Origin of the sequence: Pigmentiphaga sp. CHJ604 (assembly GCF_036972535.1) — a bacterium.
Lineage (GTDB): Bacteria > Pseudomonadota > Gammaproteobacteria > Burkholderiales > Burkholderiaceae_B > Pigmentiphaga > Pigmentiphaga daeguensis.
Genome location: NZ_CP136998.1, coordinates 4,692,461 through 4,717,180, shown reverse-complemented (window position 1 = coordinate 4,717,180; position 24,720 = coordinate 4,692,461). Strand labels below are relative to the sequence as shown.

The 24,720-nt window shown below is 67.9% G+C and carries 22 protein-coding genes; 15 read left to right on the top strand and 7 right to left on the bottom strand.

The features are described from left to right. The first annotated feature begins 61 nt into the window (after positions 1-61). On the top strand, positions 62-523 hold the full coding sequence (locus tag R4823_RS22665; protein WP_132980643.1) for a MarR family transcriptional regulator: 462 nt from the start codon (positions 62-64) through the stop codon (positions 521-523). Between the two features lie 12 nt (positions 524-535). On the opposite strand, the gene R4823_RS22660 is transcribed toward R4823_RS22665, so the two are convergent. Then, positions 536-1,456: a LysR family transcriptional regulator gene (locus R4823_RS22660; protein WP_132980642.1), complete on the bottom strand. Its 921-nt coding sequence runs from the start codon at positions 1,454-1,456 to the stop codon at positions 536-538. A gap of 119 nt (positions 1,457-1,575) precedes the next feature. On the opposite strand from R4823_RS22660, the gene R4823_RS22655 reads away from it, so the two are divergent. Continuing rightward, complete coding sequence (locus R4823_RS22655) at positions 1,576-2,550, top strand: tripartite tricarboxylate transporter substrate binding protein (RefSeq protein ID WP_132980641.1); 975 nt, start codon at positions 1,576-1,578, stop codon at positions 2,548-2,550. A gap of 41 nt (positions 2,551-2,591) precedes the next feature. After that, complete coding sequence (locus tag R4823_RS22650) at positions 2,592-3,116, top strand: heme-binding protein (RefSeq protein ID WP_087839793.1); 525 nt, start codon at positions 2,592-2,594, stop codon at positions 3,114-3,116. Between the two features lie 22 nt (positions 3,117-3,138). On the opposite strand, the gene R4823_RS22645 is transcribed toward R4823_RS22650, so the two are convergent. After that, positions 3,139-3,885, bottom strand: a complete 747-nt coding sequence (locus R4823_RS22645) for a GntR family transcriptional regulator (RefSeq protein ID WP_087839792.1) — start codon at positions 3,883-3,885, stop codon at positions 3,139-3,141. Positions 3,886-4,092: 207 nt separating this feature from the next. Here R4823_RS22645 and R4823_RS22640 point away from each other — a divergent pair, with 207 nt between their 5' ends. From R4823_RS22640 to R4823_RS22605, 8 genes are all read left to right on the top strand, one after another. Next, the gene (locus R4823_RS22640; RefSeq protein ID WP_087839791.1) at positions 4,093-5,154 is read left to right on the top strand and encodes an aromatic ring-hydroxylating dioxygenase subunit alpha; all 1,062 of its coding nucleotides are present in this window, start codon (positions 4,093-4,095) and stop codon (positions 5,152-5,154) included. After that, positions 5,151-6,317 (top strand): ABC transporter substrate-binding protein, encoded by a 1,167-nt coding sequence (locus tag R4823_RS22635; protein ID WP_087839790.1) that lies wholly within the window; start codon positions 5,151-5,153, stop codon positions 6,315-6,317. The genes R4823_RS22640 and R4823_RS22635 overlap by 4 nt, the downstream gene beginning before the upstream one ends. A gap of 166 nt (positions 6,318-6,483) precedes the next feature. Next, positions 6,484-10,233, top strand: a complete 3,750-nt coding sequence (locus R4823_RS22630) for a nitrate reductase subunit alpha (protein WP_087839789.1) — start codon at positions 6,484-6,486, stop codon at positions 10,231-10,233. Between the two features lie 16 nt (positions 10,234-10,249). Further along, positions 10,250-11,794, top strand: coding sequence for a nitrate reductase subunit beta (gene narH / locus R4823_RS22625; RefSeq protein WP_087839827.1), 1,545 nt, complete (start codon positions 10,250-10,252; stop codon positions 11,792-11,794). Next, positions 11,791-12,459, top strand: a complete 669-nt coding sequence (gene narJ, locus R4823_RS22620; protein WP_087839788.1) for a nitrate reductase molybdenum cofactor assembly chaperone — start codon at positions 11,791-11,793, stop codon at positions 12,457-12,459. The genes narH and narJ overlap by 4 nt, the downstream gene beginning before the upstream one ends. Further along, a complete protein-coding gene (gene narI / locus R4823_RS22615) occupies positions 12,452-13,141 on the top strand; it encodes a respiratory nitrate reductase subunit gamma (RefSeq protein WP_087839787.1) in 690 nt (229 codons plus the stop codon). The genes narJ and narI overlap by 8 nt, the downstream gene beginning before the upstream one ends. Positions 13,142-13,151: 10 nt before the next feature. Next, positions 13,152-13,895 (top strand): peptidylprolyl isomerase, encoded by a 744-nt coding sequence (locus tag R4823_RS22610; RefSeq protein WP_087839786.1) that lies wholly within the window; start codon positions 13,152-13,154, stop codon positions 13,893-13,895. Between the two features lie 56 nt (positions 13,896-13,951). Then, positions 13,952-15,202: a nitrate/nitrite transporter gene (locus R4823_RS22605; protein WP_087839826.1), complete on the top strand. Its 1,251-nt coding sequence runs from the start codon at positions 13,952-13,954 to the stop codon at positions 15,200-15,202. Positions 15,203-15,215: 13 nt separating this feature from the next. Here the strand turns inward: R4823_RS22605 and R4823_RS22600 are convergent, their stop codons facing one another. From R4823_RS22600 to R4823_RS22585, 4 genes are all read right to left on the bottom strand, one after another. Beyond that, positions 15,216-16,277, bottom strand: coding sequence for an aromatic ring-hydroxylating dioxygenase subunit alpha (locus R4823_RS22600; protein ID WP_087839785.1), 1,062 nt, complete (start codon positions 16,275-16,277; stop codon positions 15,216-15,218). Between the two features lie 106 nt (positions 16,278-16,383). Continuing rightward, a complete protein-coding gene (locus R4823_RS22595; protein ID WP_087839784.1) occupies positions 16,384-17,316 on the bottom strand; it encodes a LysR family transcriptional regulator in 933 nt (310 codons plus the stop codon). Positions 17,317-17,349: 33 nt separating this feature from the next. Beyond that, positions 17,350-18,519 (bottom strand): ABC transporter substrate-binding protein, encoded by a 1,170-nt coding sequence (locus R4823_RS22590; RefSeq protein WP_087839783.1) that lies wholly within the window; start codon positions 18,517-18,519, stop codon positions 17,350-17,352. A 157-nt stretch (positions 18,520-18,676) separates the two neighbouring features. Then, complete coding sequence (locus tag R4823_RS22585) at positions 18,677-19,276, bottom strand: MarR family transcriptional regulator (protein ID WP_165963354.1); 600 nt, start codon at positions 19,274-19,276, stop codon at positions 18,677-18,679. Between the two features lie 168 nt (positions 19,277-19,444). Here R4823_RS22585 and R4823_RS22580 point away from each other — a divergent pair, with 168 nt between their 5' ends. Then, on the top strand, positions 19,445-20,467 hold the full coding sequence (locus tag R4823_RS22580) for a tripartite tricarboxylate transporter substrate binding protein (protein WP_132980639.1): 1,023 nt from the start codon (positions 19,445-19,447) through the stop codon (positions 20,465-20,467). A 25-nt stretch (positions 20,468-20,492) separates the two neighbouring features. Beyond that, positions 20,493-21,674 carry an aromatic ring-hydroxylating dioxygenase subunit alpha gene (locus R4823_RS22575; protein ID WP_132980638.1) on the top strand — a complete coding sequence of 394 codons (1,182 nt, stop codon included), beginning with the start codon at positions 20,493-20,495 and terminating at the stop codon, positions 21,672-21,674. Here R4823_RS22575 and R4823_RS22570 read toward each other — a convergent pair. Next, complete coding sequence (locus tag R4823_RS22570) at positions 21,640-22,629, bottom strand: LysR family transcriptional regulator (RefSeq protein ID WP_087839780.1); 990 nt, start codon at positions 22,627-22,629, stop codon at positions 21,640-21,642. The genes R4823_RS22575 and R4823_RS22570 overlap by 35 nt on opposite strands. A gap of 123 nt (positions 22,630-22,752) precedes the next feature. On the opposite strand from R4823_RS22570, the gene R4823_RS22565 reads away from it, so the two are divergent. Continuing rightward, on the top strand, positions 22,753-23,745 hold the full coding sequence (locus R4823_RS22565) for a tripartite tricarboxylate transporter substrate binding protein (protein ID WP_338616141.1): 993 nt from the start codon (positions 22,753-22,755) through the stop codon (positions 23,743-23,745). Between the two features lie 2 nt (positions 23,746-23,747). Beyond that, positions 23,748-24,719: a hypothetical protein gene (locus tag R4823_RS22560; RefSeq protein ID WP_087839824.1), complete on the top strand. Its 972-nt coding sequence runs from the start codon at positions 23,748-23,750 to the stop codon at positions 24,717-24,719. The last annotated feature ends 1 nt before the right edge of the window (position 24,720 follow it).

Below are 24,720 nucleotides of genomic sequence, written 5' to 3'. Positions count from 1 at the left end.
CAGGGAAGCGGCGCCCCGGGCTCGGGGTCGCCATATATATCGTACCACGACATATATTAGAATGCCCCGGGTGAAGAAGACCGCTTCCTCGTCGCGCGCCGCGCGGCCCAGCCTGTCGACGGCCGACTATGCGCTGCTGGCCGAGTTCCGCTATGCCTTGCGCCGGTTCATCGCATTCAGCGAGGACGCGGCGCATGCCATCGGCCTCGCGCCGCAGCAGCACCAGGCGCTGCTGGCGATAAAGGGCGCGCCGGGGCGCGACGGACTGTACGTGGGGGAGATCGCCGAGCGCCTGCTGATCAAGCCGCATTCGGCCGCGGAGCTGGCCGGGCGGCTGGTGCGCATGGACCTGGTCGCGCGCATGGCGGACCCCGAGGACGGACGCAAGGTCCGGCTCGTGCTGACCGCGCATGCCGAGCAACTGCTGGAGGAACTGTCGGCGGCGCACCTGGAGGAATTGCGCGCGATCAAGCCCTTGCTGACCCGGCTGCTCGCACGCTTCGACGACGGCGAGACGGGCTGAACGGCGTCCTTATCAATCCCTGGCGGACGCGCGCCGCAGCCGCCGGATGCCGGCGTGTCCCAGGACGAAGTCCATGAAGGCCTGCGCCGCGGGCGAGACCGCCACGGTGGCGCGGTGCACGATCGACACCTCGCGCCGCACGACCGGGTCCTGCAACGGTTTCCAGGCGATGACCCGCCGGTCGGCCAGCGCGGTCGCGTAGCCGGGCACGATGCCCACCCCTTGTCCTGCAGAGACCAATCCGATCAGCGTGCCGACGTAGGTCGCTTCCCCCGCCGGATCGAGCGCCATGCCCGCTGCATTGCAGCCCCGCTCGGCCAGCTCGCGGAACACGCTGCCGCGCGGCAGCGTCAGCAGGCGCTCCTGTTCCAGCCGGCGCCATGGCAGGCGCCGCGCACGGGCGAACGGATGGTCCACCGGAAATATCGCGACCAGTGATTCCTCGAACAATTGCGTGTGCCGCAACTCGGCCTCGGTGCGCCGGAACGTTCCTATGCCCAGGTCGGCCGCGCCGCTGCGGACCTGCGGCAGCACCTCGTCCGGCAGCGAGTCCTTCAGGACGAGCTCGATGCCGGGATGGGCCGCCCGGAAGTCCGCGACCAGCGGTGGCAGCAGGGTGCCGGACAGCACGAGCGGCGCAGCCACGACCACGCGCCCGCGCTGATGAGCCACCCACTGGTCGACGTTGGCGATGGCATGGCCGATGTCATCCAGGATGCGCTCGGCGCTGGCCAGGAATTCGCGGCCCACGGCCGTGACGCTGACGCTGCGCGTGGTGCGGTCGACCAGCCGCGTTCCCAGTCCCGTTTCGAGTTCGCGTACCAGCAGGCTGAGTGCCGACTGCGTGACGTGCATGGCGTGGGCCGCCTTGGTGAAGCTGCCGAGACGCGAGACCAGCACGAAGGCCTGCAACTGCCGCACCGTCAAATTCATGAGATCAACTCATTTCTGGATAAGAAATATTCGTTTGAATTATAAGTGAGCCGATCGTGTAATACGGCCATCCATCATGAGAGTGGCCGGGCGGACCGGCCCCGGTCCAGGGAGACACGATGAATCACCGCACATGGCTGGCCGCGTTCTGCGTGGCCGCATCCGCGTGCGTGCCGGCGGCGGCCGGCGCGCAGGACAAATACCCTTCCCAGCCCATCCGGATCCTGGTCGGCTTTCCACCGGGCAGTTCCACCGACGTGGGTACGCGCCTGGTCGCCGGCAAGCTGGCCGCGGAGCTGGGCCAGAGCGTCGTGGTCGAGAACCGGCCAGGCGCGAGCAGCGACATCGCCGCGCGCGCTGCCGCCAATGCGTCCGCCGATGGCTATACGCTGTTCGTCGTCACCATCGCCAACGCCATCAACTCGAGCTCGCGCAATCCCGACCTGGTGGACGTGGTCAAGAGCTTCGCACCGGTGGGGCTGGTGGGCAACGTGCCCAACGTGCTGGTCGCGCACCCGTCCCGCAACCTGAAATCGGTGGACGACCTGATCCGCGCCGCCAAGGCCAGGCCCGGCGGCATCACCTTCGCCTCGTCGGGCAACGGCACCTCGCCGCACCTGGCAGGAGAACTGTTCGCCAGCAAGGCGGGCGTGCAGTTGCTGCACGTGCCCTATCGGGGCAGTTCGCCCGCCATGGCCGATCTCCTGGGCGGGCAGGTCGCCATCATGTTCGCGCCCGCGTCCACCGCGCTGCCGCACATCCAGTCCGGCAAGCTGGTGGCGCTGGCGGCGGCCAGCAAGGATCGCATCGCCGCGCTCCCCGACCTGAAGACCTTGTCGGAGCTGGGGTTGAAAGACTTCGACACCTCGGTCTGGTTCGGCCTGGCGGCGCCGGCAGGCATTCCCGAGGCGGTCGGGCGGCGCTTGTCCGCGGCCATCCAGGCCGCGCTGGATACGCCCGACCTGCGGGCGCAGTTCCGCGCGCAAGGCATCGAACCGGTCAAGGCCGGTCCCGAGGAAACCGCCCGCTACATCCGGGCCGAGGTCGACAAGTGGGCCGAGGTCATGCAGGCGGCGGGCGTCAAGCTGGAATAGCCCCACGCGGGCCTCATCATCACCACAGGAGCAAGACAAGCATGGCAAGAATCCAACTGGCCGAATGCCGGGAGTTCATGCGCGCGGCGCAGGAAAAGGCGCTGGAGATGGGCGTGCCGGTGTCGATCGCGGTCGTCAGCGCCGAAGGGCACCTGATCGCGCTGGAGCGCATGGACGACGCGGGCTTCATCACCCCCGACACGGCGCGCGCCAAGGCCTATACCGTGGCGGCCTTCCGTTCCATGAGCCCGCGCTTCCAGGATGGACTGCTCATCCAGCAATGGTTCAAGGAGCGCAATCCGCAGATGCTGATCAATGCCTCGGTATTCACCGGCGGCCAGATCGTCGTCTCCGGCGGCTGCGCGCCCGTGTTCAAGGGCGACGAGATGGTGGGCGCCTACGGCATCAGCGGCGCGACCTCCGACCAGGACGAAGTCATCGGTCGCTACGCGCGCGAGAAGGCCGGCTGGGCGCACAAGCCCGCCACCGACGACACGCCGGAGGACGTGAAGCGGCACGTCAACGAAATCTACGCCAAGGTAGGCCTGGGCGACCGCGCCCTGTAGACAGCCGCGGCCGCGCCCGCCTTCAGGTCCGGCGGGCGCGCAGCGCCGCTTCCAGCCCGCCGGGGAGCGTGCCCGGCTCCGGCAGGTGCAGCATCAGGTCGAGGTATTTCCACGTCGAGCGCGAATGCTCGATCATCAGCGCCTGTGCGCGCGTGCCTTCCCGATTCTCGATAGCGTCGACGATGTTGCGGTGCTGCTCCTGCGCGCCGCGCAGGATGTCCCGCACGCCGGCCTTCGCCGACGCGGGAACGTCGGTGAACGAGTTGTTGACCGAGAAGGGAATGGCCACCAGCCGCTCGAGCGCCCGGGCCACCATGGGGCTTTGCGCGGCGCCGCAGATCAGTTCATGCAGCCGGTCGTTCAGGACGACGTAGTCGTTCTGGCGCCCGGCGACATCGGACGATCCCACCACCGCATCCAGTTCTTCCAGGCATTCGTGCATGGCCTTGAGGACGCGCGCCGGCGCGCCTTTCTCGGCAGCCATGCGCGCCGCCATGCCCTCCAGCGTGCCGCGGATCGAGATCGCGTCGAACACATCGTCTTCCGTGAAGCTGGACACCACATAGCCGCCCGAGGGCTGGAGGGAAATCAGTCCTTCCTCGCTGATGCGCTGCATGGCGGCGCGGGCCGGCGTGCGCGACACGCCGAAGGCGTCGACCAGCGCCTGTTCCAGCACCCGGTCGCCGGGTTTGAGCTTGCCTTGAACGATCAGGCCGCGCAGTCCGTAGACGGCTCTTTCTGTTTGCGACAGGTTGGGATCGATGTCCATGTGAGAGCGGGAGGCAGGGAAGCGGCAATTATGGTCCAGAACCTTCGTTCCTCATTCTTCGGATACGTTACGTATACAAAAATAGGGGTTTATGCGTAATAAATAAGCAAAAAATTGTCTTATTCAAATTTTACGTATACGCTGATTGGAAAATAAAGAACATGATTCCGTAAAAAAGTTTCCTCATCGTCCGCCAAAGGAGGCGAAATGTTCGTCAAGAATGCCTGGTACGTTGCCGCCTGGGCGAGCGAGGTGGAGGCCGCGCCCTTCCCCCGCACCCTGTGCGGTGTTCCCGTCGTGCTGTTCCGGGATCCGGGCACGGGCAAGGTGGCTGCCTTGCTCGACCGGTGCTGCCACCGTGGCACGCCCCTGCGGTTCGGCCAAGTCGTGCCGGAGGGCCTGGAGTGCGGCTATCACGGCATGGTGTTCGACGCGGCGGGCGCCTGTGTCCGCATTCCCGGCCAGGCCTCGATCCCGCCCAAGGCCAGGGTGCAGTCGTTCCCGGTGGTCGAGCAGGACGAGCTCGTGTGGATATGGCTGGGCGAGCCGGAGCAGGCCGATCCCGCCCGCATCGTCTCCTACCCCTTCCACAACGATCACGCCGCCTGGCCGCACAAGTGCCAGGTCTATCACGTCAAGGCCAGCTCCATGCTGCTGGTGGACAACCTGATGGACCTGACCCACCTGGCCTTCGTCCACAAGAACACCATCGGCGGCAATCCGAAGGCGCACGTCGAGGCCAGGATGACCGTCACACCCACTGACGACGGCCTGCACTTCATCCGCTGGCTGATGGACTCCGCACCGCCTCCTACCTACACCAAGGCGGTGTCCCTGGCCGATCGCATCGATCGGTGGATGGAGTTCCAGTACATCGCCCCTGGCACGGTGCTGCAGTGGACCGGCGGCATAGACAGCGGCAAGGGCGCGGTGGAAAACCGCAACCAGCCGGGTTTTTCGCTGCGCATCTTCCACGGGCTGACGCCGGAAACCGAGACTACCTGCTTCTATTTCTGGTCGGCGGCCAACGGTTATCGCCAGGACGACCCCACCGCGACCAATGCGCTGTTCCACGAGATCGACACGGCGTTCCGCGAAGACAAGGCCATCGTCGAGGCCCAGCAGGCCATGTTGACCGACCGCGGCGAACAGGGCCTGATCGACATCGTCTCGGACGCGGCCCGTATCCACATGCGGCGCGCGGTCAAGCGGATGATCGCGGCGGAAACCCAGGCCGAAGCCGGCCACCCCCCAGGAGCAGGAGCATGACCATGCACGTATCGCGATCCCTCGTTCTGGCCGCGCTGTTCGCCTGCGGCGCAGCCGCCGCGGCGCCGGTGAAGATCGGTTTCCTGTCGACCTTCTCGGGCCCGGGCGCGGCGCTGGGCGCCGACCAGTACGACGGCTTCATGCTGGCCGTGGACCAGGAGAACGGCCGGCTGGGCGGCGTCGAGATCAAGGTCCTGCGCGAGGACGACGAGATGAAGCCGGAGAAGGGCGTGCAGATCGCGCGCCAGCTGCTGGTGCGGGACCAGGTCCCCATCGTGACCGGCATCGTGTTCTCGAACGTCATGATGGCCGTGCATCGGCCCATCACGTCAGGGAAGGTCTTCCTGGTCGGCTCCAACGCCGGCCCGACGCCGATCACGGGGAAGGGCTGTTCGCCCTTTTTCTTCTCCACGTCGTGGAACAACGACCAGTTGCACGAAGCGGCCGGCGAACTGGTCAACCGCATGGGCTTCAAGCGGGTCTATCTGCTGGCGCCCAACTACCAGGCGGGCAAGGACGCCATGGAAGGGTTCAGGCGCACCTACAAGGGCGAGATCCTGGGCGAGGCCTTCAGCCGGGTGAACCAGCCGGACTATTCGGTGGAGATCTCCAACCTGGCCGCGGCCAAGCCGGATGCGGTCTATACGTTCTACCCGGGCGGCATGGGCGTGAACTTCACCAAGCAGTACCAGCAGGCCGGCCTGATGACGAAGATCCCGATGATCTCGGTCTCGACCATCGATGGCTCCACGCTGCCGGCCCTGGGCGACCTGGCGCTGGGCGCGGTCACGAGTTCGCCCTACGCGCCGGATCTGGACAATGCCGCGAACCGCGAGTTCGCCGGCGCCTTCCGCAAGAAGTACGGCCGCGAGCCTTCTCTGTATGCGGCCCAGTCCTACGATGCCGCGCGCCTGATCGCCTCGGCGCTGCGCCGCACCGGTGGCAATGTCGAGGACAAGGCGGCGTTCCGAGCGGCGTTGAAGGCGGCGGACTTCCAGTCGGTGCGCGGGTACTTCGCGTTCAACACCAACCAGTTCCCGATCTCGCCGTTCTACCGGGTGGACGTGGTCAAGGGGGCGGACGGGAAGGCGGCGCTTTCCAGCAAGGGCGTCATCTTCGAACGCAGCCGCGACTCCTTCGCGCAGGAGTGCCGGATGGCTTGAGCGGCCCGGCCGGCTGACATCCGCATGTCGTTGACTATCGATCGAAACACTTGTTAACGTAGGCCCGCACGACCGGTCGGGCGGCCTTCATCGCACCCCTGCTCTTTCCGCCTTGCCGTTCCGCCCAGCCGGCCCATGGCCGTCGACGACGTCTGGAGGTACCGCGGTGAGTTACCTGATCGATCGCCTCAAGTATTTCAGCCGGGTCAAGCAATCGTTCTCCGGCGGCCACGGCGCCGTCGTCCAGGAGGACCGGTCCTGGGAGAACGCCTACCGGGACCGCTGGCAGCACGACAAGATCGTGCGCTCGACCCACGGAGTGAACTGCACCGGCTCCTGTTCGTGGAAGATCTACGTCAAGGGCGGCATCGTTACCTGGGAAACGCAGCAGACCGACTATCCGCGCACGCGGCCGGACATGCCCAATCATGAACCGCGCGGCTGTTCGCGCGGCGCGTCGTACTCCTGGTATCTGTACAGCGCCAACCGCCTGAAGTACCCCATGCTGCGCGGCCGCCTGGCCCGCATGTGGCGCGAGGCGCGCAAGACCATGGCGCCGATGCAGGCCTGGGAACACATCTGCACCACGCCCGCGCTGGCGGCGGAGTACAAGTCCATGCGCGGCATGGGCGGGTTCGTGCGCACGACCTGGGACGAGGCCAACGAACTGGTGGCCGCCGCCAACGCGTATACCGTCAAGCGCTACGGCCCCGACCGGGTGGTCGGGTTCTCGCCCATCCCCGCGATGTCCATGGTGTCCTTCGCGGCCGGCAGCCGTTATCTCTCGCTGCTGGGCGGCACCATTCTGAGCTTCTACGACTGGTATTGCGACCTGCCGCCATCCAGTCCGCAGACCTGGGGCGAGCAGACCGACGTGGCCGAATCCGCGGACTGGTTCAACGCCAGCTTCATCATGATGTGGGGCTCGAACGTGCCGCAGACGCGCACGCCCGATGCTCACTTCATGGTCGAGGCACGCTACCGCGGCGCCAAGATCGTGTCGATCTTCCCGGACTACGCGGAAGGCTCGAAGTTCGGCGACATCTGGCTGCATCCCAAGCAGGGAACCGACGCCGCGCTGGCGTTGGCGATGGGGCACGTCATCCTCAAGGAATACCACCTGGGCGGCAAGAGCGAGTATTTCCGCGAGTACTGCCGCCGGTATTCCGACATGCCTTTCCTGGTCTGCCTGGAGCGCCACGGCGATCGCTACGTGGCCGGGCGCTTCCTGCGGGCGGCGGACCTGCCCGGCGCGCTGGACCAAACCAATCATCCGGACTGGAAGACGGTCGCCATCGACGAGCACTCGGGGCGGCTGGTCGCGCCGCTGGGCTCGGTGGGCTTCCGCTGGGGCCAGAAGGAAGGGGGCGACCAGGGCAAGTGGAACCTGGAGTCCCGCGACGCCTCGGGCGGCGATGTCAGCCTTCGATTGTCGCTGGTCGGCAACCACGACGACGTGGTGCCGGTGGCCTTTCCCTATTTCGGCGGAGCCCAGCACGACTATTTCCAGGGCACCGACCACGACGAGGTCCTGGTGCGCAACATGGCGGCGCGGCGGGTGGCCACCCGCGAGGGCGAGGCGCTGGTGGTGACGGTATACGACCTGCTGATTGCCAACTACGGGCTGGACTGCGGCCTGGGCGGCGGCAACGTGGCGGCGTCCTACGATGACGACGTGCCCGGCACGCCGGCCTGGCAAGAGCGCATCACCGGCGTGCGGCGCGACGACGTCGTCACGGTCGCGCGCCAGTTCGCCGACAACGCCGACAAGACGCAGGGTCGGTCCATGGTGATCCTGGGCGCGGGCCTGAACCACTGGTACCACATGGACATGGCTTATCGCGGCATCATCAACCTGGTGGTGATGTGCGGCTGCGTGGGCAAGTCGGGCGGGGGCTGGTGCCACTACGTCGGGCAGGAGAAGCTGCGGCCGCAGACGGGCTGGACCACCGTTGCCTTCGGGCTGGATTGGGCCCGCCCGCCGCGGCACATGAACGGCACCTCGTTCTTCTACGCGCACACCGACCAGTGGCGCTACGAGAAGCTGAAGGTGCAGGATCTCCTGTCGCCGCTGGCCGACGCGGCGCAGTTCCAGGGCACCATGATCGACTTCAACGTGCGCGCCGAACGCATGGGCTGGCTGCCGTCCGCGCCGCAGTTGCAGACCAATCCGCTCGAGGTCGTCCGGGCCGCGCGCGCGGCCGGGCAGGAGCCGGCGGCCTACGTGGTGCAGGCGCTGCGCGAGGGGCGCTTGAAGATGTCCTGCGAGGACCCCGATCATCCCGACAACTTCCCGCGCAACATGTTCGTCTGGCGCTCCAACCTGCTGGGGTCCTCGGGCAAGGGCCACGAGTATTTCCTCAAGCACCTGCTGGGCGCGCGACACGGGGTACAGGGCAAGGACCTGGGCGAGACCGGCCAGCAGAAGCCCGACGAAGTCGCCTGGCGCGACGAGGCGCCTCAGGGCAAGCTCGACCTGCTGGTCACGCTGGACTTCCGCATGTCCACCACCTGCATGTATTCCGACGTGGTGCTGCCCACCGCCACCTGGTACGAGAAGAACGATCTGAACACCTCGGACATGCATCCCTTCATCCACCCGCTGTCGGCGGCGGTGGATCCGGTCTGGGAGTCGCGCAGCGACTGGGAGATCTACAAGGGCATCGCCGCGGCCTTCTCGCGCATCGCGCGGGACGAGCTGCCGGCCGCGCAGGACCTGGTGCTGACGCCGCTGCAGCATGACACGCCGGGAGAGCTGGGCGACCCCTATGGCGTGCGCGACTGGAAGCGTGGCGAGACCGAGCCCGTGCCGGGCAAGACCATGCCGTCGATGACCGTGGTCGAGCGCAACTATCCCGAGCTGTACCGCCAGTTCACCTCGCTCGGCCCGCTGACGCGCAAGCTCGGCGTGGGCGGCAAGGGCATCTCGTGGAGCGCGGACAGCGAGTGCGACCTGCTCGCGCAGCTGAACTACGCGGTGGACGAAAGCGGCCCCAGCCACGGCCTGCCGCGCCTGGACACGGACATCGACGCGGCCGAGGCCATCCTGACCCTGGCCCCGGAGACCAATGGCCACGTGGCCGTCAAGGCCTGGGAGGCGCTGTCGGCCGTCACGGGGCGCGACCACACCCACCTGGCGGCCCCGCGCGAGCACGAGAAGATCCGCTATCGCGACATCCAGGCGCAGCCGCGCAAGATCATCTCGTCGCCGACGTGGTCGGGCGTGGAGTCCGAGCACGTGAGCTACAACGCCGGCTACACCAACGTGCACGAACTCATACCCTGGCGCACCCTGACGGGCCGGCAGCAGCTCTACCAGGACCATGCGTGGATGCGCGCCTTCGGCGAAGCCATGTGCACCTACCGGCCGCCCGTGGATACCGGCTCCATCCGGCCCATGCTGGAGGCCCCGCGTGACAACGGCAATCCGCAACTGGTGCTGAACTTCCTGACTCCGCACCAGAAATGGGGCATCCATTCGACCTATACCGACAACCTGCTCATGCTGACGCTGTCGCGGGGCGGCCCCATCCTCTGGATGTCCGAGATCGACGCGGCGAAGGCCGGCATCGCCGACAACGACTGGATCGAGGCGTACAACGTCAACGGCGCGCTGGTGGCGCGCGCGGTGGTCAGCCAGCGCGTGCCGCAGGGGATGACGATGATGTACCACGCCCAGGAGAAGATCGTGAACACGCCGGGGTCGGAAATCACCGGCACCCGCGGCGGCATCCACAACTCGGTGACGCGGATCGTGCTCAAGCCCACGCACATGATAGGCGGGTACGCCCATCTTTCGTACGGCCTGAACTACTACGGCACGGTGGGTTCGAACCGCGACGAGTTCGTGATCGTCCGCAGGATGGCCAAGGTCGATTGGCTCGACACGCCGGCCGTGTCCCAGGCAACCCGCTAGAAATCGGGAGACGATGATGAAGATCCGCGCGCAGATCGCGATGGTGCTGAACCTGGACAAGTGCATCGGCTGCCATACCTGTTCGGTTACCTGCAAGAACGTCTGGACCTCGCGCCAGGGGGTGGAATACGCCTGGTTCAACAATGTCGAGACCAAGCCCGGCGTCGGCTTTCCCAAGGACTGGGAGAACCAGAAGCGCTGGAACAGCGGCTGGCGGCGCCGCCCGGACGGCAGGATAGAGCCGCGCCAGGGCGGCAAGCTCAAGCTGCTGGCGAACATCTTCGCCAATCCCAACCTGCCCGAGATCGACGACTACTACGAACCGTTCACCTTCGACTACGACCATCTACAGTCGGCGCCGGAACAGCAGGCCGCCCCTACCGCCCGGCCGCGCTCGCTCATCACCGGGCAGCGCATGGAGAAGATCGAGTGGGGGCCCAACTGGGAAGAGATCCTGGGCGGGGAGTTCTCCAAGCGATCCCAGGACTACAACTTCGAGGACGTCCAGAAAGAGATCTACGGACAGTTCGAGAATACCTTCATGATGTACCTGCCGCGCCTGTGCGAGCACTGCCTGAATCCCAGCTGCGTGGCGAGCTGCCCGTCGGGCTCGATCTACAAGCGCGAGGAGGACGGCGTGGTGCTGGTCGATCAGGACAAGTGCCGTGGCTGGCGCATGTGCGTGTCGGGCTGCCCCTACAAGAAGATCTACTACAACTGGCACAGCGGCAAGGCGGAGAAGTGCATCTTCTGCTATCCGCGCATCGAGGCGGGCCAGCCTACCGTCTGTTCGGAAACCTGCGTGGGGCGGATCCGCTACCTGGGGGTGCTGCTGTACGACGCCGACCGCATCGAGCAGGCGGCGGCGGTCGAGCACGAGAAGGACCTGTACCAGGCGCAGTTGGATGTATTCCTGGATCCGCACGACCCGGCCGTCGCCGCCCAGGCGCTGGCCGACGGGGTCCCGCAGTCGTGGCTGGACGCGGCGCGCGTGTCCCCGACCTACAAGATGGCGGTGGAATGGAAGATCGCGTTTCCGCTGCACCCGGAGTACCGCACGCTGCCCATGGTCTGGTACGTGCCGCCGCTGTCGCCCATCCAGTCCGCCGCCCACAGCGGACAGATCGGCTCCTTCGGCGAGCTGCCCGACGTGAAGTCGCTGCGCATCCCGCTGCGCTATCTGGCCAACATGCTGACGGCCGGCGACGAGGCGCCTGTGGCCCTGGCGCTGGAGCGCCTGCTGGCGATGCGCGCCTTCATGCGGGCCCGTACGGTGGACCTGCAGGAGCGGCGCGACATCCTGGACCAGGTCGGCCTGACCCTGGCCCAGGTCGAGGACATGTACCGCTATCTCGCCATCGCCAACTACGAGGATCGCTTCGTCATCCCCACCGCCCATCGCGAGTACGCCGAGAACGCCTTCGACCTGAAGGGCTCCTGCGGCTTCACCTTCGGCGACGGCTGTTCGAACGGCGTTTCGCAGACCTCGCTGTTCGGCGCGCCGCCGCGCGACCGCGCGGAGCAGCCGGTGACGTTCATGGAAGTGCAGCGCAGCCGATGACCTATACCGTGCTTTCCGCCCTGCTGGCCTATCCCGACGCCGAGATGGTGGCGGCGCTGCCCGAGCTGCGGTCGGCGCTGGCGCCGGCCGACGCCGCCACGCTGGCGCCGCTGTTCGCGATGATGGAGGGCAAGCCCGACCTGATCGCGCTGCAGGAGGAGTACGTGGCGACCTTCGACCGGCGCCCGGCCCACTCGCTGCACCTGTTCGAGCATGTCCACGGCGAATCGCGCGACCGTGGACAGGCCATGGTGAACCTGCGCGAGGAATACCTGCGGCATGGCCTGGAGCCCCGGCCCGGGGAACTGCCGGACTACGTGCCGATGTTCCTGGAGTTCCTGGGCCAGTTGCCGGCGCCGCGGGCGGCGGTCCTGCTGGGCGATGCGATCCACGTGCTGGCCCGCATCGGCGACAAGCTCGACGCGGCGGGCAGCCCGTACGCCCGGGCCTTCGACGTGCTGCGGCGCCTGACCGACGTCCAGCCCCAGGCCCTGCCCGAGCCGCCCGAGGGGGACATGGAGGAAGGCATGGTCACGTTCGGGCCCGGCGCCGGCATGGCCGAACCGGTCCTGCGCGCGCACGGCCAGCCGCAGCCGGTGCGCTTCCACGCAACCGACCCGCGGCGCGCGGCGACCGGACCGGGCAAGGGAGGAAACCATGGGTGACTACCTGTACCACTTCTTCTTCGCGATCTATCCGTACATCGCGCTGGCGATCTTCCTGCTGGGCAGCCTGGCCCGGTTCGAGCGCGCGCAGTACACGTGGAAGAGCGACTCCAGCCAGTTGCTCAAGCGCGGCACCCTGCGCTGGGGCAGCAATCTTTTCCACATCGGCATCATCTCGCTGTTCTTCACGCATCTGGTCGGCCTTCTGACGCCGCCCGCCGTCTACCATGCGATGGGCATTTCCACCGGGCTCAAGCAGACGATGGCAATCGTCGTGGGGGCCATCCTGGGGCTGGTCTGCCTGGCGGGGCTGCTGCTGTTGATCTGGCGGCGCTGGTCCGAGCCGCGCATCGCGGCGACCTCGCGTTTCTCCGACTGGCTGACCCTGGTCTGGATACTGATCGTCCTGGCGCTGGGGCTCCTGTCCATCCTGACCTCGATGCAGCACAAGGACGGCGCGGTCATGATCGCCCTGGGCGAGTGGGCGCAGCGCATCGTGACCTTCCGCGGCGGCGCCGCTGAGGCCATGGCGGGCACGCCCGTCATCTACCACGTGCACATGGTGCTGGGCATGACGTTGTTCGCGATCTTCCCGTTCACGCGGCTGGTGCACGTGTGGAGCGGATTCGGCTCGATCGCCTACCTGGGGCGCGCCTGGCAGCTGGTGCGGCCGCGCGGATGAGGGGGACGGCATGATATCGGTCAACGGCGTCGTCATCGACGAGGCGCGCCTGGCGTCGGAGGCCCGGCGTCACCAGGAGGCCGCCGATCCCATGGAAAGCGCTGCGCAGGAACTGGTGCTGCGGGAACTGTTGGTCCAGCGGGCCCGCGCGCTGGGCGTCGGCACGCAAGGCGACGAGGCGGTACGGGCGGTGCTGGCGGCGGAGGTGCGCACGCCCAGCGCCGACGAGGCCGCCTGCCGCCGTTACTACGACATGCACGGCGAGCGCTTCGTCGTCGACGCGTGGGTCGAGGTCGAACACATCCTGTTCCAGCTGACGCCCCGCATCCGCGCGCCCGTGCTGCGCCATCGGGCCAGCGAGATCCTGCAGGCCCTGGCGCAGGCGGGCCCGGCGGCCTTCGCCGACATGGCGCGGCAATATTCCAACTGTCCCTCGGCTGCGGCCGGCGGCGGGCTGGGCACGATACGGCGCGGCGAAACGGTGCCGGAGTTCGAGGCCGAGGTGTTCGCCATGCCGGCGCATACGCTGCGCGAGCGGCTGGTCGAGACCCGGTACGGTTTCCACATCGTCCGTACCGGCGCCCGGGACCCGGGCCGCACGCTGGCCTTCGAGGACGCCCACGCGCGCATCGCCGAGTGGCTGCAGGCCGCCAGCCAGCGCCGCGCCACCCACCAGTACCTGCAATGGCTCGTGGGCCAGGCAGACATCAAGGGGTTGGACATGCAGGGGGCGGATTCGCCGCTGCTGCAATAGCGCATGGTGCGAACGCAGGCGCCGGACGGGGCGGGCCGTCGATCGGGAGAATGTTCATGACGACTCCATTCAAGGCGTACTCGGTGCTGTATGCCAGCACCCTGGCCTTCATGGTGTGTTTCGTGGTGTGGATGATGTTCGGCGTGCTGGGCATACAGATACGCGAGGAACTGGGCCTGGATGCCTTCCGTTTCGGCCTGCTCACCTCCACGCCCGTGCTGACCGGCGCGGTGTTCCGCCTGCCGTTGGGAATATGGACCGACCGGTTCGGCGGGCGCATCGTCATGACCGTGCTGCTGCTGGTTTGCGCGGTTCCGGTCTATCTCGTCAGCTATGCGCAGCAGCTCTGGCAGTTCCTGGCCATCGGGCTGTTCCTGGGACTGGTGGGCGCTTCGTTCGCGGTGGGCACGCCCTATGTCGCGCGCTTCTTCCCGCCCGAGCGGCGCGGCTTCGCGATGGGTTTCTTCGGCGCCGGCACGGTCGGGGCCGCGGTGAACCTGTTCCTGACGCCGGTGCTGCTGGAGCTCTACGGCTGGCGTACGGTGCCGCGGATCTATGCCGTCGCCCTGCTGGCGACCGCCGCGATCTTCTGGCTGGCCGCCGCGCCCGATCCGGACGCGGGAAAGAAGGGCGCGGGCTTGCGCGAGTCGATGGCCGTGCTCAGGAACCCCAAGGTCTGGAAGTACTGCCAGTACTACTCGATCACCTTCGGCGGCTTCACGGCGTTGTCGCTGTGGATCCCGCAGTACTTCAAGGCCGAGTACGGGCTGTCGCTGGCCATGGCGGCGGGGCTGGCGGCCGGGTTCTCGCTGCCCGGCTCGGTGCTGCGCGCGGTGGGCGGCGTGCTGGCCGACCGCTTCGGCGCCCACAACACGACCTGGTGGTGCCTGTGGGTGGCCTGGGTCTGCCTGTTCCTGCTGTCCTATCCGGACACCACGCTGGTGATCAAGACCATGGACGGCACCGCGAACCTGCACATCTACCTGCCGATGTGGCTGTTCACCGCGCTGCTGTTCGTGCTGGGCATGGTGTTCGCGTTCGGCATGGCATCCACCTTCAAGTACGTGGCGGACGATTTCCCCGAGAACATGGGGCTGGTGTCGGGCGTCGTCGGGCTGGCCGGCGGCCTGGGCGGCTTCCTGCTGCCGCTCATGTTCGGTTTCCTGGCCGATCTCCTGGAGGTGCGGTCGAGCTGCTTCATGCTGCTCTACGGCGTGGTCTGGGTGTCGCTGATCATCATGTACCTGTCCGAGGTCCGGCGGGTGCAGATCTCGGGCGAGGTCATGGGCGCCGCGCCGTCCCGGTAGGCGCCGCGTCCGGTCAGGAGGCGGCCGTGCGGGGTTCGCGCGCCGCCTCGCGTTCCCGCTCCGCCATGCGTGCCAGCACCTGGCGGGTCAGCAGCGAGCCGGCATCGAAGGGAACGCTGACCACCCCATGGGCCACCGCGCCGTCGCGCAGGCGGTCGTGCAGGGCCTGCTGGGCTTCCAGCGCCACCACGTCCTGGTCCGCCACTTCCCGCGCGCCGCGGTCCATGCGTTCGAGCGTGGCCGGATCCACCCCTTCCCATTCCAGGGACACCCACGACCAGTAGTGCGTGGCGCCGCAGCCGTCGGGGGTCATGAAATGGGTAGTCGAAAAGGGGTAGCGTTGCTCCGGGGCCTGCGAAGCCCAGACGGCCTGGCGGATGCAGACGGCGGAAGGCGCGTGGAATTCGAAGCGCTGGTCATGGTCCATGGGCGCACCCAGGGGAAGCCCCATCACGTCCGACCACAGCGGTGGCGTGCTGGATTCGCGCATGATGCGCGTGCTGACCACCGTGTCGCCGTGCTCGCGCGCGCGGGGAATGACGCGGGCCAGTTCCGGGTGTCCCTGCTGGTCGTGATGGACGTAGGGCACGTGCGAGAAGTCCAGCAGGTTCTCGATCAGCAACTGATAGTGTGCGCGCAGGTGGGCGTAGTACGAGACCTTGGCCGAACCGTCCAGCCAAGGACAGGCGGGTACCAGCGCGGAATCGGCAAGCGCGGGATCGCCCGGCCATATCCACAGCATGTCGTGGCGTTCGATCAGCGGGAAGCGCTGGACGCGCGCATCGCGCGGAATGCGCGGGGACGAGGGGATGTGGACGCATGCGCCGCTGCTGTCGAACGTGAAGCCGTGATAGCCGCAGCGGATGTCGTTGCCCACCAGGGCGCTGCGCGACAGGGGAAATTGCCGGTGCGCGCAGGCATCGAGCAGGGCGACGGGCTCACCGGCCTCGGTCCGGTACAGCACGACGGGCGTTCCCAGCAGATGACGCCCCAGCAGCGTGCGGCCGACCTCGGCCGAGGTGGCGGCGGCATACCAGGCGTTGCGGATGAGGGGAGAGGTGGACGGCGCGGACATGGCGGTATTTCCGTGGACGTTGGAAAGCCATCACGCTACCGGCGCGCCGCCGCCGCGGCCAACGAATAGTGGAAATACCCCGGATTCCCGCCGCAAATGCCCGCGCTCACGCGGGCGCGGCGCCGCCGTCCTGGAACAGCTCGGCAATGGTCCGCCGCAGCCAGGCGTGGCCCAGGTCGCGGTGGAAGCGTTCGTGCCACTGCTGGGTGATGTCCACCAGCGGCGCATCGAACGGCAGCGGCAGGAAGCGCACGCCGGGACTGCCCGCGCAGGCCTGCGCCAGGCTGGCGGGAACGGCCACCAGCATGTCGGTGCCGGCGATGATTTCCGGCAGGCCCAGGCCATGAGTGACCTGCAGCACCACCTGGCGGCGCAGGTTGTGCTCGGAGAACAGCTTGTCGATGACGTCCTCGAAGAACGCGTGGCTGCCCACGGCGGGGCGGTACACCACGTGTGGCGCGTGCATGTACTGCGCCAGCGTCATCGGACCGCGTATGGCGGGATGGTCGGCTGCCGCCATGCAGACGTAGTGGTCGCTGAACAGTTTCTGGCGGTAGAAACCCGCCTGGAAATGCAGGAAGAAGCCCAGCGCGAGATCGATCTCGCCCGCGGCCATCAGCCGCGGCGCATCGCGGGGCGAGGCCTGCAAGGTGACCAGTTGTATGCCCGGGGCCTCGCGCCGCAGCCGACCCAGCAGCCGGGGCAGGAAGACGCGCTGGCCGGTGTCGCTGGCATACAGGACGTACTGGCGCTGCGACGCGGCCGGCACGAAATCCTCGCGGTCGTCGATGGCTTGCCGGATCCTGTCCAGGCCCTCGCGCAGGGACGGCGCCAGGCGTTCGGCCATCGGCGTCGGGCTCATGCCCTGCGCGGTCTTGATGAACAAGGGGTCGTCGAAGGCGGCGCGCAGCCGGCGCAGTCCGTTGCTGACCGCCGACTGCGTCAGGCCCAGCTCCTCGCCGGCCAGGGTGGTGCTGCCGGTGCGCAGCACCGCGTCGAAGACAAGCAGCAGGTTCAGGTCCAGGGTGTTCAGGTTCATGGCCCGGCAGCTGCCTTCAGGGCATGTCCGCCGTCAGCGCATGGTACATCCATCGTGGTAGGCGTCCTGGACTCCCTTCATCGGGGTTTCCACCGTCTTGAGGGCGACCTGGTGCTCGCTGTCGCGCACGACCTGGAACACGTGCAGGTCCTGGATGGGGAAATGGTTGTTGCCGAACTTGAAGTTGCCGCGCACCGAGTCGAAGCGGGCCGCCTTGAGCGCCGCCATGAAGGCGGGCTTGTCCGCGACGTTGCCCTTGACCGCGCCGATCGCCGCATCCAGCAGCCGGGCCGCATCGTAGCTGGTGGCGGCGTATTCCGATGGCGTGCGGCCATAGGCTGCCTCGAACGCGGACACGAAGCGGCGGTTTGCCTCGGCTGGCAGGTCGGGGCCCCAGGTGCTGCCCAGCAGCACGCCCAGCGCCGCTTCGCGCAGCGCGGGCAGCGATACGCCGTCGACCACCGCGACGGACATCAGCGGGATGCGGTCAGCCAGCCCTAGCTGGCGGTACTGGCGGAGGAAGTTCACGCCGGGGCTGCCGGGGTAGAACGCGAAGACCGCATCGGGCTTGTGGGCCGCGACGCGCGACAGTTCGGCCGAGAAATCGAACTGGTCGAGCGGCGTGTGGATCTCTTCCACGACCTCGTTCTTGAAGTAGCGGCGGAAGCCGGCCAGCACGTCCTTGCCCGCCTGGTAGTTGGGCGCCATCATGACCACGCGCTTGTAGCCGCGCTGCGTCGCGTACTTGCCCAGCACTTCGGCCTGCTGGTCGCCCTGGCGCGACACGATGAACTGGTAGGGCGAGCACTTGTCGCCGGCGATCGGCGAAGGTCCGGCATTGGTGCCGATGACGAAGACCTCCCGCCGCGTGGCCAGCGGCTGCACCGACATCATGATGTTCGAGAAGGTGATGCCGGCGATGATGGGCACCTTGTCCTTCTCGATCAGCTTGCGCGCCACCTGCACCGCCACGTCGGGCTTGAGTTGCGTGTCCTCCCGCAGCACCTCCACGGGGACGCCGCCCAGCTTGCCGCCGGCCTGCCGGATGCCCAGCATGAAGCCGTCGTACATGTCCTGGCCGAGGCCGGCCTGCGGGCCGGAGAACTCGCCCAGGAACCCGATCTTGACGGGGGCCTGGGCGAAGGCGGGCAGGGTACAGGCGGCGGCCAGCAGCGCGGCGGCCGGAAGGACTTTCAGGGGCATCATCGTCTCCATCGTTCTGGGCGGCTCGCGGCCGTTCTTCCAGGCCCGCGCGGGCGGGCACCGGCCAGGAGACGGTATCACCGGGGTCCGGGCGGAATCTAACGAATAGCGTAAATACCCGGCATTTACCGGCGAAATGCGCGAGATGGCGCCGGGCCTATCCGCGAGCCAGCAGCGCCGCCAATTGCTCGTGCAACTGCTGCAGCCTGGCTCGTTCGACCAGCAGGAGCCCGCGGGTCTCGATGCCGTCCCCGGCCTCCTGGCGCGGGGATGCCGGCTGCCCCGACGCGGCTTCTTCCCGTGCCAGCATGGCCTGGGAATGGGCAGTCAATTGCGCGACGCATTCGAGGAACACGCCACGTCGGGCGGCGGACAGCCCCTCCAGCCATTCGGCGTTGCGCTCGACCGCATCGGCATGGATGCGCGCGTGCATGTCCACGCCCTGCGGTGTCAGGAGGAGATAGAACGAACGCTTGTCGGCAGGGTCGTCGCAGCGTTCCAGCAGCCCGCGTTCTTCCAGCTTGGCGACCAGGCGGCTGCCATGGCTCTTGTCCAGTCCGAGTTCGGCGCACAGCCGGCGCAACGAGATGGGCGCCTGCGCGCCGACGATGCCCAGGACATGACACTCGACGCTGCGCAGCCCGAAGCGGCGCTGGTGCCGCAGTTCGTTGCGGCTGGCCACGAGCGCGGCCAGCATCTCGAGCTGGAAGGCCGGCAGGGTCTTGAAGGATGCGAGCTTCTTCTTTGCGGCGGGCATGGCTGGGGCGGGAAGGCGAAACGCCAATGATAGGGGCGGCCGCGCGCGGCGGGGCGACTTTGCATGTCGTTGACAATGCAATGATATGTCGTTAATTTTAATATCGTTGCGTTTGCATATAAAGGGCCGTGGCGGATCCATCGCGCTCCAGGCCCGGAGGAGACCACCATGTCCTGTATCCGCCGTGCGTGGCAAGCCCACGTCCGCATTGCCCTGCGAGCGCTTGCCGCCGCGTCGCTGGCCTGGCTCGCGGCCGGCGCCGCGCATGCCCAGCCGTCGGGCGCCGGCGGCTTTCCCTCGCGCCCGGTGCGCATCATTCCTTACGGTCCGGGCGGCAGCCCGATCGACCTGCTGGCCCGGGCCTATGCCGAACAACTTCGGTTGGCCTGGGGCCAGCCGGTGGTGGTGGACCCCAAGCCGGGGGCCAGCGGCATCCTGGCCGCGGACGCCGTCGCCAAGGCGCCGCCCGACGGCTATACGTTGCTCATCACCTTGCAGACGACGCACATCAACAATCCCATCCTTCACGACAAGCTGCCCTACGATGCGGCCAGGGATTTCCAGCCGCTGTCGCAGCTCGCCATCGGCTCCGGCCCGGTGCTGGTGGCCGCCGCCTCGGCGCCGTACTCGAACCTGGCCGAGCTGAAGGACTATGCCAGGAAGCACCCGAGCCTGACCTACGGCACCTGGGGCACCGGCACGATCGCCCATCTGTTCGGCGAGCTGCTCAGGCACGAAGCCATCCCGGGGCTGATACACGTGCCCTACAAGACCGAGTCCATCGCCCACCAGGACATGGAAGCGGGCCGGCTGGACCTGGCCTGGGCCAATCCGGGCACCGCCCGCAACATGTCGCAGGCGGGGAAGATGAAGGTCCTGGGCGTGCCGGGGCGGCAGCGCGCGCCCATACTCGCCGCCGTTCCCACGTTTCTGGAGCAAGGGCTCAAAGGCTTCGAGCTCGAAGGCTGGATAGGCGCCTACGCGCCCGCCGGTATTCCGCCCGCGGTGCGCGACAAGCTCGTGGCCAGCCTGCAGGCGGCCACCCGTACGGACGATGTGCGCGCCCGCATCGTCGATCTCGGATTCCGGCCGGTGGCCAACCGGCCAGATGAATTCATCGCCAATGCCCGCGCCGACTACGCCCGTTTCAAGCAACTGGTGGATGCCGCCGGGGTGACGCTGAAGAACTGAAACCAGGACACGAGGACGAGGGAACATGACGACCACGACATTGCCGGATGCCGGCACCGCCTACGAGCGCAAGCCCGCCACCTACAACGCCACGCTGACGCAGGTCGGCCGGGGCACGCCCATGGGCGAACTGCTGCGCCGCTACTGGCATCCCATCGGCGTGTCGGCCGACGCGAGCGAGGTGCCGCGCAAGGTGCGCGCGCTGGGCGAGGACCTGATCCTGTTCCGCGACCGCCAGGGGCGGCCCGGGCTGCTGTATCCGCACTGCGCCCATCGCGGCACCTCGCTGTACTACGGCCGCGTCGAGGACGGCGGCATACGCTGCTGCTACCACGGGTGGCTGTTCGACGTGCAGGGCCATTGCACCGACCAGCCCTGCGAGCCGCAGGGCGGCCTGTCGCGCGACCGCATCCGCCAGCCCTGGTATCCCGTCGAAGAACGCTACGGCCTGATCTTCGCCTACATGGGGCCGCCTGCCAGGAAACCGGTCCTGCCGCGCTACGCCGCGCTGGAGAACCTGGCCCAGGGCGAGTTTATCGAGGCCAACGACCAGAGCATAGGCGGAGGCGGTCCGCAGATCATTCCCTGCAACTGGCTGCAGCACTTCGAGAACGTGGTCGATCCCTTCCACGTCGCGATCCTGCACTCGAGCTTCAGCGGCACGCAATTCGTGCCGCAGATGGGTGTGATGCCCGAGGTCACGTTCGACTACACGGACGCGGGCGTCAGCGCCACGGCGGTACGGCGGCTGGACGACGGCAAGACGCTGCGCCGCGTGGGCGAGGCCGCGCTGCCCACCTTGCGGGTGATCCCCAGCCCCCGGCTGGCGCACTACGGCACCGTGGAGTCGCTGGGTTGGGTCCTGCCCATCGACGACACCAGCTTCCGGATCTACACGGCGGGCCGGGTGCGCCGCGCGGGCGACATCGCGCGTTCGCGGTCGCGCATGAACGGCAAGCTGTGGGAGGAACTGACCGAAGAGGAACACCAGCGCATGCCGGGGGACTACGAGGCCCAGGTCAGCCAGGGGCCGATCGCCTGGCATTCGGAAGAGAACCTGGCGACCTCCGATCGCGGCCTGGTCCTGCTGCGGCGCATGTTCAAGCAGCAACTGGACATCGTGGCGGCCGGCGGCGACCCGATCGGCGTGAGCTTCGACCAGGACGCACCGCCTATCGTTTTCGCGGCGGGGAATTTCCTGGAATAGCGCGGCCCGTTCTTTCCTCCAGCACCCGCAGGATCTCGCCCCGCACCCAGGTGTGCAGGGGCGAGGTGTGCTGCCGCTTGGACCACACCATGAAGAACTCGATATCGCGCAGCGGCGCGGGCAGTTCGATCGAGGCCAGCGGGAAGTGCCGCTGGTGCACCTCGGCTACGCAGGCCGGCAGGGTGGTCGCGTAGTCGGTCTCTAGCAGCACGTAGGGCGTGATGCCGAAGCCCGACAGGTACGCCGAGAACGCCAGGTCGCGGTGGCGCGGCTTGAGCAGCCGGTCGAAGTTGGTGGGCCGGCCATACATCTGCGCGAAGGCGAACCACTGCAGCCGGTCCAGCTCGTCCAGCGACAGGCGCTTGCGCCGCGCCATGGGATGCGTGGCCGACAGCAGGCAGACCCGGCGATCGGCGAACAAACGCATGGAATGGAAGCGCCGGGGAACCTCGCTGAAGAGGCCGATGGCGATGTCCATGCGTTCCGCGTCCAGGTCGTCGGGTATGAAGTCGCCGTGCACGGACTGGAAGCGGACGATCAGTCGGGGCGCCGCCGCGCGCAGGCGCTGCAGCAGCGGCGCGCCCAGCAGCAGTTCGATGTGCGCCCCCGTCCCGATGTTGACGGTACCGGTGGCCCCGGCGGGATCGAAGTCCTCGGGCGGGCTCAGCGCGTGCTCGATGCGGTCCAGCGCGTCGCGCACGACGGCATGTAGTTCCAGCGCGCGCTCGGTGGGCGTGAAGCGGCCTTTCGTCACCACCAGCAGCGGATCGTCCAGCGTGCGCCGCAGCCGCGCCAGCTCGCGGCTGATCGCCGGCTGGGTCTTGTGCAGCAGCGCGGCGGCCGCGGTGGCGCTGCGGGTCTTCATGAGCGCGTCGAAGGTCAAGAGCGCGTTCATGTCCATCCGGCGCAGGTTGGGCAGTTTCGCGCGGTCGGCAGGGGTATGTCTGGTGGGCATGATCGGGAAACACTATAGCAATTCTGGTATGGATGTCTTGCGATCCCGGCATTGGCCGGCGAGCGGGGCCGCTGGCTATAGTGCGCGGCATCCGGCCGCCAAAAGGCCCATCCTGGAGACACCATGAACCGTACCCCGAATTCGCGCGCGCGCCGCTGGACCGCGGCGCTGGCCGCCGGCATCGCCGCCATGGCAGCATGCGGCGCCGTCGCGGCCGCCGACTTTCCCGCCAAGCCCATTACCGTGGTCGTGCCCTATCCTCCCGGCGGGACGCCGGACATCCTGGCGCGGGTGCTGGGCGAGACCTTGTCGAAGACGCTGGGGCAGCCCCTGATCGTCGAGAACCGGGTCGGCGCCAGCGGCAACATTGGCGGCCAGGCCGTGGCGCGCGCCGAACCCAACGGCTATACGCTGCTGATGTGCGCGTTCGGCTGCGCGGTCGCGCCCTCGCTCTATACGCCGGCGCCTTATGACGTGGTGAAGGACTTCGCGCCGGTCGCCATGATCGGCACCGTGCCCAGCGTGCTGGTCGTCAATCCCAAGGTGCCGGCCAAGTCGGTGGCCGAGCTGATCGCCTATGCCAAGGCGCACCCGGGCAAGCTCAACTCGGCCTCGTCCGGCATCGGTACTTCGGCGCACCTGGCGACGGAACTGCTCAACACCAAGGCCGGCATCGAGCTGACGCACATTCCGTACAAGGGGGCGGGCCAGGTCGCGGCCGACCTGCTTGGCGGGCAGGTCGACATGTACTTCGACAACCTGCCCGCGTCGCTGCCCAGCATCCGCTCGGGCAAGCTACGCGCGCTGGCGGTGGCCAGCGAGAAGCGTTCGCCTTCCATCCCCGACGTGCCGACCTTCGCCGAGGCGGGCGTCCCGGATTTCCTGATCACCCCGTGGTTCGGCATCATGGCGCCGGCGCGCACGCCCGACGCGGTGCTGGACCGCCTGAACCAGGCCTTCGTGGCGGCGCTGAAGGCGCCCGAGGTGCAGACGCGCATGCAGCAACTGGGCGTGGACGTCGCGCCAGGCTCGCGGCAGGCCCTGGCCCGGTTTATCGCAGGCGAGAACGAGAAGTGGAAAACCATCATCCAGGCCAACAAGATTCGCGCGGAATGAGCATGCACCATGCCGCCGGCGACGTCCGGCCCGGGCGCGCCGGCCCCTTGCGGCTGCGGGACATGGGCGCTTTCCACGTCGGCGGGCGCGAGATCGAGCTGCGGGGCCTGCCGACGCGCGAACTGCTGATGGCCGAAGGCGGGCAACCCGTGCGGGTGGATCCCAACGGCCACTATCGCGTCGAGCAGATGTACGCGCAATACTTCCTGGCGGACCCCGCGCCCGATCGTGCGCCCATCCTGTTCTGGCACGGCGGAGGCATGACGGGAGCGGCCTGGGAGACCACCCCGGACGGCCGGCCGGGATGGCTGCACTATTTCCTGCGGCGGGGCTGGGACTGCTACCTGTGCGATGCCGTCGAACGCGGACGCTCGGGCTTTGCGCGCGTGCCCGAGGTCTGGCCCGAGGCGCCCGTCATCCAGACCGCCGAGGACATCTACGAGCGTTTCCGCATCGGCCAGCCCGGCGAAGCCGGACGGCGCGCTTCACAAGCTTATGCGAACACCCGCTTCCCGGTGGAGGCCTTCGACGGACTGGTCAGCCAGATGGTGCCCCGCTGGACCAGCACCGACGCGGCCGTGCTGGCCGGCTACCTGGCCTTGCTGGAGAAGACCGGCCCGGCCATCGTGGTCTGCCATTCGCAAGCGGGCGTGTTCGGCCTGCGCGCGGCCCACGCCCGCCCGGACCTGGTGCGGGCCGTGGTGGCGCTGGAACCGGCCAGCATTCCCGCGCTGGAGCCGCATCGCCCTTACCGCGTTCCCACGCTGGTCGTGATGGGTGACAACATGGATACCGACCCGCGCTGGCCGCGCATGCGCGCCGGCATCCATGACTTCGCCGCCACCCACGGCGACGTGCGCCTGATGTCCCTGCCCGAACTGGGTATGCCGGGCAACTCGCACATGCTGATGATGGACCGCAACAGTCTGGACATCGCGGACCTGGTGCATGACTGGCTGGCACAGACAGGCTGAC

Excerpts from the sequence above, each read along its gene's own strand:
- R4823_RS22605 (WP_087839826.1), top strand. The coding sequence starts at position 13,952 with ATGACGACTCCATTCAAGGCGTACTCGGTGCTGTATGCCAGCACCCTG.
- R4823_RS22655 (WP_132980641.1), top strand. The coding sequence starts at position 1,576 with ATGAATCACCGCACATGGCTGGCCGCGTTCTGCGTGGCCGCATCCGCG.
- R4823_RS22645 (WP_087839792.1), bottom strand. The coding sequence starts at position 3,885 with ATGGACATCGATCCCAACCTGTCGCAAACAGAAAGAGCCGTCTACGGA.
- R4823_RS22560 (WP_087839824.1), top strand. The coding sequence starts at position 23,748 with ATGCACCATGCCGCCGGCGACGTCCGGCCCGGGCGCGCCGGCCCCTTG.
- R4823_RS22590 (WP_087839783.1), bottom strand. The coding sequence starts at position 18,519 with ATGCCCCTGAAAGTCCTTCCGGCCGCCGCGCTGCTGGCCGCCGCCTGT.
- R4823_RS22595 (WP_087839784.1), bottom strand. The coding sequence starts at position 17,316 with ATGAACCTGAACACCCTGGACCTGAACCTGCTGCTTGTCTTCGACGCG.
- R4823_RS22635 (WP_087839790.1), top strand. The coding sequence starts at position 5,151 with ATGACCATGCACGTATCGCGATCCCTCGTTCTGGCCGCGCTGTTCGCC.
- R4823_RS22575 (WP_132980638.1), top strand. The coding sequence starts at position 20,493 with ATGACGACCACGACATTGCCGGATGCCGGCACCGCCTACGAGCGCAAG.
- narI (WP_087839787.1), top strand. The coding sequence starts at position 12,452 with ATGGGTGACTACCTGTACCACTTCTTCTTCGCGATCTATCCGTACATC.
- R4823_RS22580 (WP_132980639.1), top strand. The coding sequence starts at position 19,445 with ATGTCCTGTATCCGCCGTGCGTGGCAAGCCCACGTCCGCATTGCCCTG.
- R4823_RS22650 (WP_087839793.1), top strand. The coding sequence starts at position 2,592 with ATGGCAAGAATCCAACTGGCCGAATGCCGGGAGTTCATGCGCGCGGCG.
- R4823_RS22660 (WP_132980642.1), bottom strand. The coding sequence starts at position 1,456 with ATGAATTTGACGGTGCGGCAGTTGCAGGCCTTCGTGCTGGTCTCGCGT.
- R4823_RS22610 (WP_087839786.1), top strand. The coding sequence starts at position 13,152 with ATGATATCGGTCAACGGCGTCGTCATCGACGAGGCGCGCCTGGCGTCG.
- R4823_RS22640 (WP_087839791.1), top strand. The coding sequence starts at position 4,093 with ATGTTCGTCAAGAATGCCTGGTACGTTGCCGCCTGGGCGAGCGAGGTG.
- R4823_RS22600 (WP_087839785.1), bottom strand. The coding sequence starts at position 16,277 with ATGTCCGCGCCGTCCACCTCTCCCCTCATCCGCAACGCCTGGTATGCC.
- R4823_RS22665 (WP_132980643.1), top strand. The coding sequence starts at position 62 with ATGCCCCGGGTGAAGAAGACCGCTTCCTCGTCGCGCGCCGCGCGGCCC.
- narH (WP_087839827.1), top strand. The coding sequence starts at position 10,250 with ATGAAGATCCGCGCGCAGATCGCGATGGTGCTGAACCTGGACAAGTGC.
- R4823_RS22585 (WP_165963354.1), bottom strand. The coding sequence starts at position 19,276 with ATGCCCGCCGCAAAGAAGAAGCTCGCATCCTTCAAGACCCTGCCGGCC.
- R4823_RS22570 (WP_087839780.1), bottom strand. The coding sequence starts at position 22,629 with ATGCCCACCAGACATACCCCTGCCGACCGCGCGAAACTGCCCAACCTG.
- R4823_RS22565 (WP_338616141.1), top strand. The coding sequence starts at position 22,753 with ATGAACCGTACCCCGAATTCGCGCGCGCGCCGCTGGACCGCGGCGCTG.
- narJ (WP_087839788.1), top strand. The coding sequence starts at position 11,791 with ATGACCTATACCGTGCTTTCCGCCCTGCTGGCCTATCCCGACGCCGAG.